Raw genomic sequence first — 13,523 nt, 5'->3', positions numbered from 1 at the left:
CAACGTTTCGATGAAGTGCTCACAGCTTCCAGTGCAACGGTGAGGTTCGGCATACCCCACTTCGGCACGGCAAATTGTAACAACTGCCGGCCCAACGGCTACCTCTCGGGCGCTCTAACCACCTGCAGACCTTAGAGGTCGGTTCCTTTTCCGTTATCGTGGGATAAAATAGCGGGTTTGGCCGTCAAGCTGGCCGGAGCGGGCGAGCCCAATGGTGGTCAGCGTTTCGAGCAGGCCGGCAATGCGATTGCGGCGCTTGGGCGTGTTGCGGCCATCGAAGGCCATGGCAAGGCTTTCAGGCGGGACTGGCGCCGGGGCGCGGCGCAACAGGTCAACAAGGATGGAAATCTGCTCGTTATCACTGACCGGCCATTTGGGCTTGTCGCTGACTGGAAGAATGGCGAGATCGGCTTCTCGCTGCACGCCATCGGGGCGGGCAACCTTGTGGTCCAGCTTTGGAATTTGATATTCGGGGCGCAGCCAGCGGACGAGGCCGCGCGCTTCCTCGGCGATGCGCTGCTGATTGAGGGCGACGAGGCGGGTCAGCAGATCTTCCTCGGCCTTAAGTTGGTCATCGGTTTTGTAAGAGCTGGGCGTGGTGGCGCCGGGGCGGCCGACAAGGCTGGTGGCGAGGTCGGACCAGCCATAAGTTGACAAGACCAGAGTGTCGATCTCGTCGTGAATATCCTTGAGGATGGCGATGTGGCCGGCGTCGTAGATGTTACGCTCTTTGTCGCTCAGTTGCTCGATACGGGCGGCGTTTTCACTGTGGCGGCCGGGGCCGACCTTCCAATCGAGTTCGCGGATGCGTTCGAGCACGTTGTACAGCCCGGTCATGGTCAGGAAGCCATGCGCCGCCAGACGATCCTTGCGGAAGGCGTCGAGGCGCTCTCCGAGTGTGTCGAGGCGGGATTGGGCGATGGAGTTGGCGGTTAGGTCGGAGAAGGGGAAGGGATCGAAAATTCGCGAATTGTTATATACTGGGTCGCCGCCGACACCTTGCCATCCACCCAGCGCGAACGACCACAGAACATGAACTCTGGAACTGGTCTGAGTGAGTAGGTCAGCGCGATTAGAAGCAACAACTCTTATCTTCTGGTCTGGGGCGGTGGATTTAGGCAAGAAAAGAAATAACCGGTGCCGCGAGGTTTCGGCCGTCGCAATGTAGCGTTGTAGCCCTCCTAAGGCATCACGCATGCCCGGACGAGGTTCCGCAAAAATCCACCAATTTTGCCTATACGTGTCCCTATTGACGTTCTCTCGCTCTGGCTTAACTGTCGAGGACAGATGCTGAAAAGTCAGCGGAAATTCCGCTTGGACAGTTTGAACGTCCAGTCCATAGAGGTCGATTGCTCTGACACCACGTGGTCGCTGAGCAATGTCCCTGCCGTTCATATAGGCTGGCGCCCGGGCCGGTGCTTTACTAAGCAATTCCACTGTTGCCGCATTACCAGGTTCAACAATAAAGCCAGCGCCCCAAGGCATAAAGCCTTTGTAGCCGATGCCTGAATTTGCCGTCAGAAGTTTCGCGAGAGACAGGTTGGCTCCAATGGTCAGGTCAGCTCGAACTTTCCCTTCTCGCGTCTCCAAGACCACCTGCGGGGCGTCGCTGTTTAGGCTGGTTTCGCTCACGACCGTAGCGAATAAGCCATCTCGCATCCCTGCCTCGGCCACAGTCATCGCGATGCGTACCGCAGCCTTGTCGCTCGCCTTCATCCACGGATGGTCTGGCACCGCAAATACCAGCGATAGCGGCAGTTTCGCCGCCATGTAGCGTTCGATCACCCGGCGAGAAAACGTCTGGGTGATGGAGTTGGTGGTGATAAAACCGAAGCGGCGCAGAGGATTTGGAAGTTTGACGTCTTCATTCAGTGCGGTTGCGCCGACAGCGGCGCCATTGAAAACAGCTGATCCCGGTAGGGATATCTGCTTCCGCGTCAGGCGTTCGGCCGCGGCGTCCCAGAAGTGCATGACGAAGTCCGCGCCGCCGGGGACTTTAGGGCGGGCTTTCCAGACGGCTTCGGCATAGCCGTCACCCAGTTCGGCGCGCATGTCCTTGCCGCCGATGAAAGGTGGATTGCCGACGATGAACTCGGCTTCGGGCCATTCGGCAGGGCGGGGGTTTTTGTAGTGGTAGAGTTTAATGCGAGCTTCGGGATCGGGGACCAGGTCACCAGTGATCGGGTGGGCCATGCGGGTGACGCCGTCCCAGCGGCTGACCGGCGCGCCGTCGTCGTCGCGCACGAGGTCGCGGCTATCGAAGGCGAGAATGGCGTCCTGCTGGCGAATGGTGCCATAGGCACGCAGGACCGGGTCGGAAATCGAGGCAAGTCCGGCGGTGCGCAACTGCCATTTCAGGTAGCCGATCCACAGCACCAGATCGGCAATGGGGACGGCGCGCGGATTGAGTTCGAGGCCGTAGAACTGCTTGGGGCTGACAGTTTCGCCTTCCATCATCAGGCGGGACTGATCTTCGCCTAGACTGTCGATCGCGGCGAGGACTTCACCTTCGAGCTTTTTCAGCAGTTCGAGCGCGACATAAAGGAAATTGCCGGTGCCGCAGGCCGGATCGAGCACGCGGATGGTGCAGAGTTCGTGGTGGAAGGCCTTGGCGCGGGCAAGGGCGGCAGCGGGGTCGGCGGCCTGCAGCGCAGCTTCAATGGTGGCCTGTACCTTGTCCCAATCGGCGCGCAGGGGCTCGATGATGGTGGGGACGACGAGGCGTTCAACATAAGCGCGGGGGGTATAGTGGGCGCCGAGCTTCGAGCGGTCGCGGGGATCGAGGGCGCGTTCCAGCAGTGTGCCGAAAATGGCGGGTTCGACGTCGCGCCAATCCATCCGCGCTGCGATCAGCAGTTCGTTGATATCTTCTGCGGCCAACGGCAGGGCCTTTGGCTGGGCAAACAAGCCGCCGTTGAAATGTTTTAGGCTGGCCATAGAGTGGGGCTCGAAGCCGCCGGTATTCATGGTCTTCCACAGGCTTTCCATAGCTGGTGGGAAAGCAGCTGGGTTGTCGACCAGCTTTTCCAGCAGCTCGACCATCAGCTTTTCGGGCAGCAGACCTACATCCTCGGCGAACATGGTGAACAGGCAGCGCATGAGGAATTCCGCGACGTCGCCGGCGTCGTGCTTGCCTTCAAGGTTCTTGGCGATGCGGGCGAGGCGGTCAGCAATGTCGCGGGTGACTTCGGCAGATTTTTTCGCGGGGTCGAGGCTGTGCGGATCGGTCCATACTGCCTTGAGGCGGGACTGGATGGCGGGATCGCGCAGGGCCTCCATGTCAATGCGGAAGGATTGCGCATCGGGAAATTGGGCGTAGTTCTTACCCTGGCCAGAAAAGTCGGCATAGAGCTCGATGACGTGGCCGACATCAACTAGAATGACGAAGGGCGGGTAGCCGTGTTCGACGGGGAGTTGGCGGGTGTAGTCAACCGCCTGGGTATAGGCAGCGCGCATGACGCGGTCCCAACCGCGCGAGCCGCGCTTCGCGTGGCCGAGCTTGCGGCTACTGGCCTCTGAACCGTAGAGGTCGGCGGTGCGGACGTCTTCGACTTGGCGGCGGGCAGACTGCTTGGCTTCGAGCACAAAGCTGCCGCGCTTGTAGCAATCGACATAGAGTTTGGTGGTTGAGCCGTCGGGATGGCGATAATCCAGACTGCGCTCGAAGACGTAATCGTTGCGGGCGTTGGCCTCCTGGCTCATGGCAGGGCGCGGCACATCCAGCACATCGCAGAGACCGGCGATGAAGAGCTGGTAGTTGGCGCGCTCGGAGCCGCCCGAAGCGGTGGCTTCGGCGATCAGTGCATCCAGTATTGTCAATTAAATACCGCCTCCAAACGCGAAACCAAGTAGAACGGCCGCCCCACCCGCTTGGTGCCATGATCGCAGCGCGTGAGGCAAGTCCGCGCGCACCCGTAAAGGAGCTGCCGGGGCGAGCACACAGGGCAAACCTAACTTAATGTGTATTTCCTTAGATTCCGATTTCCACTGAGACGCCCGCGATCCGTGGCGTTTTCGCGGATTCAAGTCTTCGGTCGCGCAGCAGGGTCAACGACAACATCATAGAACGCAGCCAATCCCGGCCTTTCCTGAGGTTCCCATGCGTCAAGCCCGCGTTCTCACCGACCCCGAATTCAAACGCCTGCTGGCCGTGGTGGCACAGCGTAAACATGCCGAGCGTGACCGCATGGCCCTGATATTGTCGCATCTGGCGGGTCTGCGGGTCGGAGAAATTGCCGGGCTGATCCTGCGGGACGTGTTCGAGGCCGATGGTAGCGTTCGGGAGCAGCTTCGCGTTCGCGCCAGCATCGCCAAGGGCGGGCATGAGCGCGTAGTGTTCCTGAGCGAGCGCCTGCGCCGCGAGATTGCCTCCTACCGCGATGCCATTTCGGACCTTGCCGAACGCCCCGCTGATGCGCCACTGCTGCTGACCCAGAAGCGTACGGCATTCTCCCCGAACACCTTGTGCCAACTCATGGGGCAGCTTTATCGCGCTGCCGGCCTTGATGGCGCATCCTCGCACAGCGGTCGTCGCTGGTTCATCACTCGATTGGCGCACTCGGGCGTTTCGCCCAAAGTCCTGATGACGCTGGCGGGGCACAAAAATCTGGGGACCACCCAGCGATACATCGACGTGAACGACGACATGATGCGTGCGGCGGTCGAACTGCTCTGACCGCCGCCTTTCTTCTAAGAAGAAATTCACCGCTCGTCATCACCGTTGGCGTTCGCTGTTCCCGCGTAGTGGGTCAGGAACTGACCGTACTTCTTGAGATGCACGTCCGGCCGGTTGGTGCCCCAGATCAGGTCAAACGCCTCCCACGCGCGGCGAATATGCCACGGCGTGCGACCTTCGGTCGTTACCTCGGCTTCGGCCAGCCGGTTGGCCTCGGCAATGGCCTGCACCTCCTTATAGACTTCGTGGTTCGACAACATCATCAGGCCAGTCGTGTCCCATCCCCCAGTGCTATTGGGATTGCCGGGGTTAAAATCACCATAGGTGCAGAGATCACCCAGCGGGCTTGGGAACGGGAACGGCTTGGACCGATCGAGAGCGCTCTCGCTCTTGGGGAACTGGTACGGCCACAGCGCAATATCGCTGCCAGTTTCACGCAGGCCCCGCGTGATGATGTGATTGGCATGCACGTTCCGAAACGCCCGCGCGCTGTCGTAGCTGATGCGGATGTTTCTGTTGAGGTGCTTGCGCATGGCCTTCTGCAACCCCGTCAGCATCACCCCGAACCCGGGCTGAGCCGTGCCCAGCACGTGTATCCACTGAAGCCGGTCCAGCAGCCCGGCATCTCGCATCTGGATAAACCGCTGGTTCCAGAACCACATGTTCTGCTTGGTGTCACCGGCAAGAGCGATCCCTTCGAGGTCTCGCTGATACGGCAACATGCGCTGATACCACGCTTCCGCCTCGGTTTCGTTGCGGCCCTGCATGACGTTGCAGAGGATCAGGTCCGAGCGACTTCGGCTGCTGATGACATACCGGGTGTTCTCCTCGGTCTGGTCGAGGCACTGGTCGAACTGGGTGTAGCCGCTGCCGCGCACATTGAGGCTTCGGGTCGGCACGTCCAGCAGAATACCGACATCGCAATGCCGTTCCTGCCATTGCAACACCTGAACCCGAAACACAGGATGGAGTGTCTTGATGCTGCCGCTTATCAGCGAAAAACCGCCGCTGTCGCCCACCACGGTCGTGTTTGACTTGTTGCGGGTCGTAACCATCGTGGGGTTCACCTCCCCCACGCCGAACGCCGCGCTGTAAAGCCCTGCGTCATAGGTGAACAGGCTGCTGATCGGTGAGAAGTAGTTGAGGTCCGCCATGGACAGCCCGGCCGGCAATGGCCGTGACGCTGGATTCATGACGGCATTGACGTAGGACTGGTTGGGAGCAGGCAAAAACAGGGCGTGCTCGGAATTGGCCGAGATATTGAGCATGACGGTTCTTCTAAGAAGAGAGGAAAGGGGAAGGGGTGGCGGGCCTCGATGGCCCACCTGCGCTGTTAATCCAGCGTCATCGGCGTGAAGTAGCGGTTGGAGACGGCCTTGCCGCCATCCAACAGCGCCGGAAGGAACACGGCGTACTCCGCCCGCGCCGTGGCAAAGCCAATCCGAACCGCTCCATCGGGGTCGATAGCAAAGGCCAGGTCGCCAACCAAAGGCAATAGCGCGATGGTCGAGACGACTGAGCGCAGGTGAGCCGCCCGAACGTCCACGTGCCCAGTCTTGGCAGCCGTCACACTGAGTTTGTGCGACTTCCGCGCCACGATGAATTCGGCGTCGGCGCCATTGAGCTTGATCGTCACCGGCTTGTCACCGGTCGATTTGAGGCCACCGACAATGCCGAACAGCAACTGCTGGGCGTTCCGGTCCAACGAGAACTCCAGCGTGGGCTTAAAGTCGGCATCCCGCACTTCGAGCGGGAAATTGCCCTGTGCCGAACGAAGAGGTTCAATGAGGAACCCCATATCCTTCTTGCTGTCCTCGGGGGCCGCTGCCGCTGATGTGGTCAACACGATACGGGCATGACCGAGCGTCTTGCCGGGGTCCTCGGTGCGCACCTCAAACAGCCTGCGACGTTCCGGCGGCGCAATATTGGCCTCTGCCTTGCGCCGTCCAAAAGTCTGGAAGTGGTGCGGCTTCTTCGGCCAGTTCCCGAGGATCGGCAGCTTGGTGTTGACGACCACAACCGGGCTTTCCAAGGTCAGGATTGGGGCGATCATTATCGAACCATTCGGCTTAAGCACGAATTGCCGCGACGCAAGCCGCTTTTCCGTCTTGGAGCTGGAGGGGTCTTCGACGTCCTTCTTGGGGAGGTCCGTCTCCCACTCCCCGATCATGACACCGACCTGTAGAAGCTCACCCAACGTGTCCACAAGCGGGTCAACCGGCGCCAGTGACTGTAGAGCCTGCGAGAGTGACGTGCCGCTCAACGCGAGCTTGGCGGGTGCCGACACCCACTGCCCGGCCACTTCTACTGTGAACGCGAGGGAGACAGCATCGCCGTCCTTTGCCCCCTCAACACCCCCCAGCAGCACCTGACGGCCTGCCGCTTCGAGGCTGGCACTAACCTTCGCAGGTGCAAGGTCGATTTGGTACTCGCGCTCGTCCGGTGTCTGCCGATTAGCCTTTCGCTGCGCGGCCGCGAGCGCATTGATACCGCCCGCGCCCTCCAACAGTGCCAGGACCGCCTCGATACCGCTTTCGTCAAAGGTGATTTTCTCAAGCTCCTCTGACGACAAAGCAAGGATCAAATTCTTCAGCCTCTCGGCGGCCAAGGCCCAGCGATCCAAAAACTGGCCGTGCTGCTTAGCGACCTTTTTGTCCTCGGAGTACGGCTTAAGGCCGAACGTCGCCGCCACAGCCATTGTGGCCGGGTGCTTGCTCTTGATCTTGTCGGTATCGACGCCGATGCTGCGGGCTTCCTGTGCCCAGTCGTTGGTCGGAAATAGGCCCATCTGCATAGCCAGCATGGCAATACCGCGCAGGGTTCGCGCATCTCCGAGCAACAGACCACTCATGGCCTCCGAGCCTGCCTTTAGGCGCAGCGTGGTCCAACGTTCGTTGATTTGGGCCTTAACGACCTCATCCAGCCCCGCAATGTCGGCCACGCTGATGGCATCGGCGTCAGGAACGGATGGCGTGGCATCCGCATCGCGGACAATCTCCACGGATGCCTGTTCGGCGGAAATAACGCGCCGCGCTTCGGTGACAGCGTTGGTATCGATGGCTTCGGGGGTGATGGCGGTTTCGAGCAAAATGCTCATAGGGAGTCTCCTTGCAATAGCAATCCATCCGGCGGGCTCACCATGAGCTAGCCGACAAATCTCCCAATGGGAGGTTTGGTGCTCATGCCGCCTTCGATGGCTACGGGCAGTATTTCCCCGGGCACAAGCTGGATTGCGATGAACAAGGACCTGCAGGGCAGGTGTTTCGGCTCTTCGCGATCACCGGCCACTAATCATACCACTAAGTCCGGGTCAAGACAAAAAATGCCGGTTACTTGAACCGGCATGCATTGGATGTGAATTTATGGTTAATTCGATTTCTTCTTAGAAGAACCGGATGGGTTTTAACTCGATGCCTGTGGTTCTGGGTCTTTGTTTGGGGTTGATGTTTGATCTGTTGGTGTCTGGCTTGCTGTGTCTGATCCATCTTGCAATACGATACCATTGCGGGTCTCCAGAAACGGAAACCAGCATCGGTCTGCATTGCGATACCATCCGGTTAGGTCAACCGTGCGTAGCAACGGGCCAACCTTGCGGGTAGGGTGAGCTTCACCTGCTAACGAAAGTCGAAAGTATCAGGGTCTGGCTCAGATCATCGAAGCCGCGTCGCAGCATTTCCTTGGTTGCATAAACTGACCCACTTGAGCCACCAAAGCCGATTTGTAGATTTGTTGTTCCACCGGGGCACACTTCGGCCCACACTGCCTTGCATATCAGTGCGAACCTCGCTGGTGATCGCCTACTGGCGAACTTGATCGCCGCATGACCGTGAATGTTGGACTGTACGTGCTCAATGCACATAATCCCATCAGTACGTTCGTTGATCGGCTTCATATAGAAACGCGGGCCAAGCAATTGGCGATCTAGCAGCCGGTGAAAGTCCCGAACCTTTTGCCGAAATTCGTCTGCTGACATTCCTGATCGGTTCGACGCGAGCGTCAGCACGTAGTCGGGAAATTGACCGAGCAGCGTAAGGTAGGCATCGCGCAGGCGCTCCCTATCGGTAGGTTGGTATGCGCTCAATGCGCATTTGCTGCGTTCCATACCTGCCTCACTATTGCGGCCCTCGCCGCTAAATACGGTTGCAGCAGCCGTTGGCGGCCTGCTGCTCAGTTCTATTTATGCGGGGAGGGTCAGCGACGATGACGCAGGGGATCGAATTTCTGGAGACTATTTACGGGCAGCTACACGAGGCTGGAATTATCCGCTCCAAAGGGGAGTTTTCCGAACGGCTGCTGGGGAAGTCCCCGAGCTACCTGACCTCAATGCGGGCCAAGCAGCGGGTAATTTCCAGCGAGGTCATAATGGGTTTGGGCGACAATCTGATGGTCGAGATTGATGGTCTCGGATCAGACCCGGCTCATGCAAAAATGCTCGCCCTGTTGCGCCGGGCCGTGGCGCTGGTCAATAATTACCTGGCCGACCAAACCATCCCTACCACGATCGTGTTGAGCACCAGTCTTGAACTGCCTCGACGCCCGAGCCGCCTGTCCGCATGGCTGCGCACATTCATTGGCAATCCGTATTGAGGGACTGGTCAGATCGACGTTAGGAAAACGCGCCGGTACGCTAGGCCAGTTACGTTTTTAGGGTGGAATGCTGACGGTCTGCCTCTGGATGAGACCGCCGGAAGCAGACATTCCAGGTGCGCGCCATGCTCTAGCCGTTTGCGGCCTTTCCGGGCAACAGCGGTATTTCTGGGCTCAGCGCCTATTGGCGCATGGGCCAGTCCAAGGGAATGAGTCTTTCATTCGTGATCGAATTCCATCGTTGTCTAACGGCCTGCACGTAGCGCGGGTCTTCGCTGATGTAAGCATGCTCGATGAGGATAACCTGCAATCCATTTTGGCGGCCTGTCTCATCAAAAAGGAATTTGACGATCTTGCGCATTGCCGCCCTGTCTTCATCCGTTGCCATGTCATCAAGTTGTTTCTCTTCGCCGCCAACTTCCGGATAATAGGGGCGGCTAATCTGATCGATTACGATCAGCCCAGGAACTGGGGCTTCCACAGCTTCAAAATGCTTGTGTAGCGAAAACGACAGAGCGAGGTGTATAGCGAGATAATTTTCGTCTGAACCTATCTCAGCCATGGTGAGGGGCGAACGTCGTACCGGCTCCATTATGGTAACTTTGGGTTCTGCAGAGAATAGAAGCCGGGCCCCGGTTACGGGAATCTTCGTCGGGAGGTCTGGCAAAATAGCGCTTGCGAAGACACCAATTTGATTCTCTGCATCCCTAACGCGCTCCCGTCTCGCTTCTGGATCAACAAGATCCCGCAAAGATGCGATCTCCGTTTCCATGGCACCCAGGTCCAGGTAGGAGGTGCTGTCGTCTTGAGACGTCATTTCCAAGAACTGGTGGACGCGGCCGATGACTACGGCGCGTTGCTGAGATTTGGCCTCAAAACGGGTGGCGGCTTCTGTCTGTCGCAGAAGGGCGCTGATCTGCGCATCGACTTCGCGAAGACGACCAGACCGGCGAGTGATTTCCTGGTCGACATTCTCAGCTTCGGTAGCCATTTCCGGACGAAGCCGGTCCACCACGAGTACTTCACTGTTCACGAGTTCCAGCGAAGAACGGATCTGCTCGGCCATCACAAATCCAGAGTCAGTTTCATGATCGCATACCGGGCAGCGCCCGCTGTCCAGGTTGAGATGTTTGATGAGGCCCAGCTTATGAGACTGACCATCCACCGCCGTGTGATATCCGGACGCATCTTTAATGGCCTGCCTCAGTGTCTTGCGCTTTTCTCGGAGCGAGTGAATGCGGTCAATCAGATCGCGGCGCTCTTGCTCCAGCTCACCTCGTCCATCTGCGTTGTCCACCACGTCTCGTGCAGAGAATTCGGTCACTGCCCGCAGTTGCAGCAATAGGCTGCCATCATCGTCGACTGAAGATGGCGTCGACGCAAGTCCAAGGCTTGCAGCCTGGCTCAGCAATGCAAGCGACCTTTCCGTGGTTCGACTGCGAGCGCTTAGCATGGCACTTTGCTCTCGCTGATAGCGCTCCAACGCAGCCTCCAGCTGCCGTAATTTGCGCGCAGCGAGAACGCTCTCCTGGCTGACTGCTCCCAAAAAGTAAGGGATGGTAGCTTTGATATCCCTGGCCTTTTCCGGTCTATTTAGGTCGTGCAGCAATGTACTCTTGCTGACTATCACGTCACCAGAAAGGAATAGGTACGGGGGAATATCCCGCACCGTCGCGCGTCCCTTTTGACTGCCCTGCTGAGATTTTTTGTCATCGAGATCGCCGATACCAAAAGCCCGCTCAATCATGCCTCGAGCGGTTTCACGATTGGTTGGTCCCTCGAGGCCAGCCTCGACTTCCGGCAGCTCGAGCATACGTCCGGCCTTCACGAACATCTGCTCAGTACCTTTGCCGGCACGAGGGATCTTTCGGCCGACGATTAGATGTTGATCGCCATTCACCCAATGGACTGCGACTGCAACCGCGTGCTCCCGTACGTAGAAGGGGAGGCCACAGTTCGTCGACCCAAGGCAGTAATCAATCGCATCAATAATTGCGGATTTTCCTGTGCCTGACGCGCCAGTAATCACGTTCACGGCGTCAAGTTTGAACCAGATGGACCGACGCCTGCTTTCGACACCATAAAATGCGAGTTCCTGGATGTTCCAACGAGTCATGGCTCAACCCCAAAAGCAGAGAAAACGGCTGCGGCGCTTCCGACCTTCGCCATCCATCCACCAAGACGCTCGGCGCGCTTGATGACCCGTTTGGCGTGTTCTGGCAGATCCCTGCTGCCTTTCGCGGCCGGTGCCGCATGCCCCACACCCAGAAGACCGCCGCCATGAAGCCTGAGCGCATTTGCCTGCACACCGAGCTTCACCGCCGAGGTGACGATGTCCAGAGAGGCGTCCAGGCGCGCTCCGAGGTTGATCCTGATGTCAGGAAATCTGTTGAGCCAGGACAGAAGGCCGGTGGTGGCGTTCGTCTTTTCGAAGGATTCCTGGGTGTCGTCGGAAAACGCTATCGGGATCGACAAATAAAGTAACGACAGGGATGGGGAGGTTCCTGAAACACTCTCGTAGGAGGAACAGAACCCGGCTATGGCAAAAGCTCCGAAGGCAGGGTTGGTTTCAGCGAAAAGATCGTGGGCGGTAGTCATTTAGAAAACCCGAGCAGAGACTCGTAGTGGGGGTGCCAGCCTACTGCTCCAGAAATCGAGAGTACTTGGTAGGTTCCCCTAACATAGTACGGTGAAAGAATTTTCGGCGCTATACTCTCCAATTCAACAGGAGCATCAAAATGCGTCCAATCGAGCAGCGTGTGTCCATTCTTCATGAGTATCTCAGTAGACATTCCGCTGCATTGTTGACACATCCGATAGTGCCGGTCTGACCATTCCTCGATCAATCGGTCATCGTAATTGCGAATCGTTTCGCGTCTTGCCGGGTTTTCTCTGACCCATCGCGAACGTTCTTCTCGAGCGCGCCATTCTTCCCTGACCGAGCGCTTCAGGACCACCGCATCGCCGCCCACTGCGGACACCTGTCGCTCGATCATGCCGTCGAACTTGTAGTTGGGAGGATGATTTATGTTGGCAAATTCGCTGGTGAGCTCGTCCAGTTCAATTTCCCGGACGATTTCAAGATGACACTTCAAGAGTTCAAACCGGGAAATCCCGAACTCGCGCTGTTTAGTTAGCAGGGCCAAAACCTGACGATACCACCAGCCGATGAGACGCTGGGCAACCAGATGCTGCTTGCTCTGAGGTACGGTGGTCAAAAGCGCCGCAAGCTCGTCTTCGATCTGGGCGGCATTTGGTTGCATTGCTTTGATTTTGGCTCGAGCCAAAAGCTCGTCTATGCGCTCATCGGTCAATGCAAGGAATGCTTCACACCCCTCGTATCTGTCCGCGTGGGGCAATTTCGCTTTTCCAGCGGCTCTTGCAGTGGCGCGCTCGAGCAAGACGCGTTTTGCTTCTTCCTTTAGACTGTCCCGAAGGGCCTCTCGGTCACCGCCATCACCGACAAGGGCGTTAAGAGGGGAGTCGGCAGCAATCTCCGCCACGGTGACGAGGTGAAAGCGGGCTGTCGTCAAGTCCAGTTCTGGAATTACGTCTATCCAAGCCCTCAGCGTTTTCCAGACCATCACGCTCTTGATTGAGACAGGGGAAGGCTTCGCCTTCATGGAGTGCTTGAGCTGCTCCAACAGGTCCCCGCCACTTGTGCTTAGATGCACATCATCCAGCGTCTCGAGATGGACAATTGCTTCGTCTTCACGTTGGCTCCAAAGCAGGAGCAGAGCGTACTGAATTTGGTAGAGAAATCCGAGCGCGGCGGACTCCGCGCTATGCACGTTAGTATTCACCGTCAGCAATCCTTTGACCGTGATTTGGTCGAAAGCAATTCCTTGAAAATCAACTTTTTCAACGTGCAGGAAGCTGTGTCAATGGAAACGCCGAAGCTCCTGTGCATTATGGATTTTCTTTCAGGCTTCCGAAACGCCTCGCGGGTCGCGGTTGTGTTTGCCACAGATGCCAAAAATCTTCACAAGCAGACCGCCCTCGGAGCCGGCTTTGCGGTTGATTTCCGAAATGTGGAGAGCCAAGCCAGCCGTAGCAGACCAAAAAGAGGTCTATCGTTGAAAGCCCGAGTACAGCTCCAAATCAGACTGCTTGCAATTCGCTTGTAAATGGAGGCGCAGATCTGGTCTGCCCGCCCGTCGGCTGTCTGGGATGTGCAACATTGTCCTAAACGGCCGGAATGAGGCGCGTTGCCGCCCATACCAGATCCAGTGGACTTCTTGCGCTTCGACTCAAAATATTG

At 58.0% G+C, this 13,523-nt stretch carries 10 protein-coding genes; 3 read left to right on the top strand and 7 right to left on the bottom strand.

Translation table 11 applies throughout. From position 1 onward, the window contains the following. Positions 1-153 precede the first annotated feature (153 nt). The gene (locus tag ACX3OW_RS02525) at positions 154-3,819 is read right to left on the bottom strand and encodes a class I SAM-dependent DNA methyltransferase (RefSeq protein WP_459094167.1); all 3,666 of its coding nucleotides are present in this window, start codon (positions 3,817-3,819) and stop codon (positions 154-156) included. A 280-nt stretch (positions 3,820-4,099) separates the two neighbouring features. On the opposite strand from ACX3OW_RS02525, the gene ACX3OW_RS02520 reads away from it, so the two are divergent. Next, entirely contained in the window at positions 4,100-4,675 is a 576-nt protein-coding gene (locus ACX3OW_RS02520) for a tyrosine-type recombinase/integrase (protein WP_459094166.1), read from the top strand. A 26-nt stretch (positions 4,676-4,701) separates the two neighbouring features. On the opposite strand, the gene ACX3OW_RS02515 is transcribed toward ACX3OW_RS02520, so the two are convergent. The 3 genes from ACX3OW_RS02515 to ACX3OW_RS02505 all read right to left on the bottom strand — a co-directional run bounded on the left by ACX3OW_RS02515 (position 4,702) and on the right by ACX3OW_RS02505 (position 8,777). Beyond that, complete coding sequence (locus tag ACX3OW_RS02515) at positions 4,702-5,943, bottom strand: hypothetical protein (protein ID WP_459094165.1); 1,242 nt, start codon at positions 5,941-5,943, stop codon at positions 4,702-4,704. 65 nt (positions 5,944-6,008) lie between these two features. After that, positions 6,009-7,772 (bottom strand): hypothetical protein, encoded by a 1,764-nt coding sequence (locus ACX3OW_RS02510; RefSeq protein ID WP_459094164.1) that lies wholly within the window; start codon positions 7,770-7,772, stop codon positions 6,009-6,011. A gap of 510 nt (positions 7,773-8,282) precedes the next feature. Continuing rightward, positions 8,283-8,777 carry a hypothetical protein gene (locus ACX3OW_RS02505; protein ID WP_459094163.1) on the bottom strand — a complete coding sequence of 165 codons (495 nt, stop codon included), beginning with the start codon at positions 8,775-8,777 and terminating at the stop codon, positions 8,283-8,285. Between the two features lie 98 nt (positions 8,778-8,875). On the opposite strand from ACX3OW_RS02505, the gene ACX3OW_RS02500 reads away from it, so the two are divergent. Beyond that, the gene (locus ACX3OW_RS02500; RefSeq protein ID WP_459094162.1) at positions 8,876-9,262 is read left to right on the top strand and encodes a DUF6626 family protein; all 387 of its coding nucleotides are present in this window, start codon (positions 8,876-8,878) and stop codon (positions 9,260-9,262) included. 181 nt (positions 9,263-9,443) lie between these two features. On the opposite strand, the gene ACX3OW_RS02495 is transcribed toward ACX3OW_RS02500, so the two are convergent. Genes ACX3OW_RS02495 through ACX3OW_RS02485 form a run of 3 tightly spaced genes read right to left on the bottom strand, consistent with a single transcriptional unit; the run spans position 9,444 to position 13,065 of the window. After that, positions 9,444-11,378 (bottom strand): DUF3732 domain-containing protein, encoded by a 1,935-nt coding sequence (locus ACX3OW_RS02495; RefSeq protein ID WP_459094161.1) that lies wholly within the window; start codon positions 11,376-11,378, stop codon positions 9,444-9,446. Next, on the bottom strand, positions 11,375-11,860 hold the full coding sequence (locus ACX3OW_RS02490) for a three component ABC system middle component (protein ID WP_459094160.1): 486 nt from the start codon (positions 11,858-11,860) through the stop codon (positions 11,375-11,377). The genes ACX3OW_RS02495 and ACX3OW_RS02490 overlap by 4 nt, the downstream gene beginning before the upstream one ends. Next, on the bottom strand, positions 11,857-13,065 hold the full coding sequence (locus ACX3OW_RS02485; RefSeq protein ID WP_459094159.1) for an ABC-three component system protein: 1,209 nt from the start codon (positions 13,063-13,065) through the stop codon (positions 11,857-11,859). Before ACX3OW_RS02485 ends, ACX3OW_RS02490 begins: the two co-directional genes overlap by 4 nt. Between ACX3OW_RS02485 and ACX3OW_RS02480 the strand changes: the two genes are divergently transcribed. Beyond that, the gene (locus ACX3OW_RS02480) at positions 13,048-13,389 is read left to right on the top strand and encodes a hypothetical protein (protein WP_459094158.1); all 342 of its coding nucleotides are present in this window, start codon (positions 13,048-13,050) and stop codon (positions 13,387-13,389) included. The two genes, ACX3OW_RS02485 and ACX3OW_RS02480, sit on opposite strands and share 18 nt — an antisense overlap. Positions 13,390-13,523 lie beyond the last annotated feature (134 nt).

This window comes from Devosia sp. A449, from assembly GCF_054489375.1.
This window is presented reverse-complemented; position numbering and strand designations above follow the sequence as displayed.

Bases quoted from the DNA above. Each gene is read 5' to 3' on its own strand.
- ACX3OW_RS02520 (WP_459094166.1), top strand. From the start codon at position 4,100: ATGCGTCAAGCCCGCGTTCTCACCGACCCCGAATTCAAACGCCTGCTG.
- ACX3OW_RS02515 (WP_459094165.1), bottom strand. From the start codon at position 5,943: ATGCTCAATATCTCGGCCAATTCCGAGCACGCCCTGTTTTTGCCTGCT.
- ACX3OW_RS02510 (WP_459094164.1), bottom strand. From the start codon at position 7,772: ATGAGCATTTTGCTCGAAACCGCCATCACCCCCGAAGCCATCGATACC.
- ACX3OW_RS02505 (WP_459094163.1), bottom strand. From the start codon at position 8,777: ATGGAACGCAGCAAATGCGCATTGAGCGCATACCAACCTACCGATAGG.
- ACX3OW_RS02500 (WP_459094162.1), top strand. From the start codon at position 8,876: ATGACGCAGGGGATCGAATTTCTGGAGACTATTTACGGGCAGCTACAC.
- ACX3OW_RS02495 (WP_459094161.1), bottom strand. From the start codon at position 11,378: ATGACTCGTTGGAACATCCAGGAACTCGCATTTTATGGTGTCGAAAGC.
- ACX3OW_RS02490 (WP_459094160.1), bottom strand. From the start codon at position 11,860: ATGACTACCGCCCACGATCTTTTCGCTGAAACCAACCCTGCCTTCGGA.
- ACX3OW_RS02480 (WP_459094158.1), top strand. From the start codon at position 13,048: ATGCACGTTAGTATTCACCGTCAGCAATCCTTTGACCGTGATTTGGTC.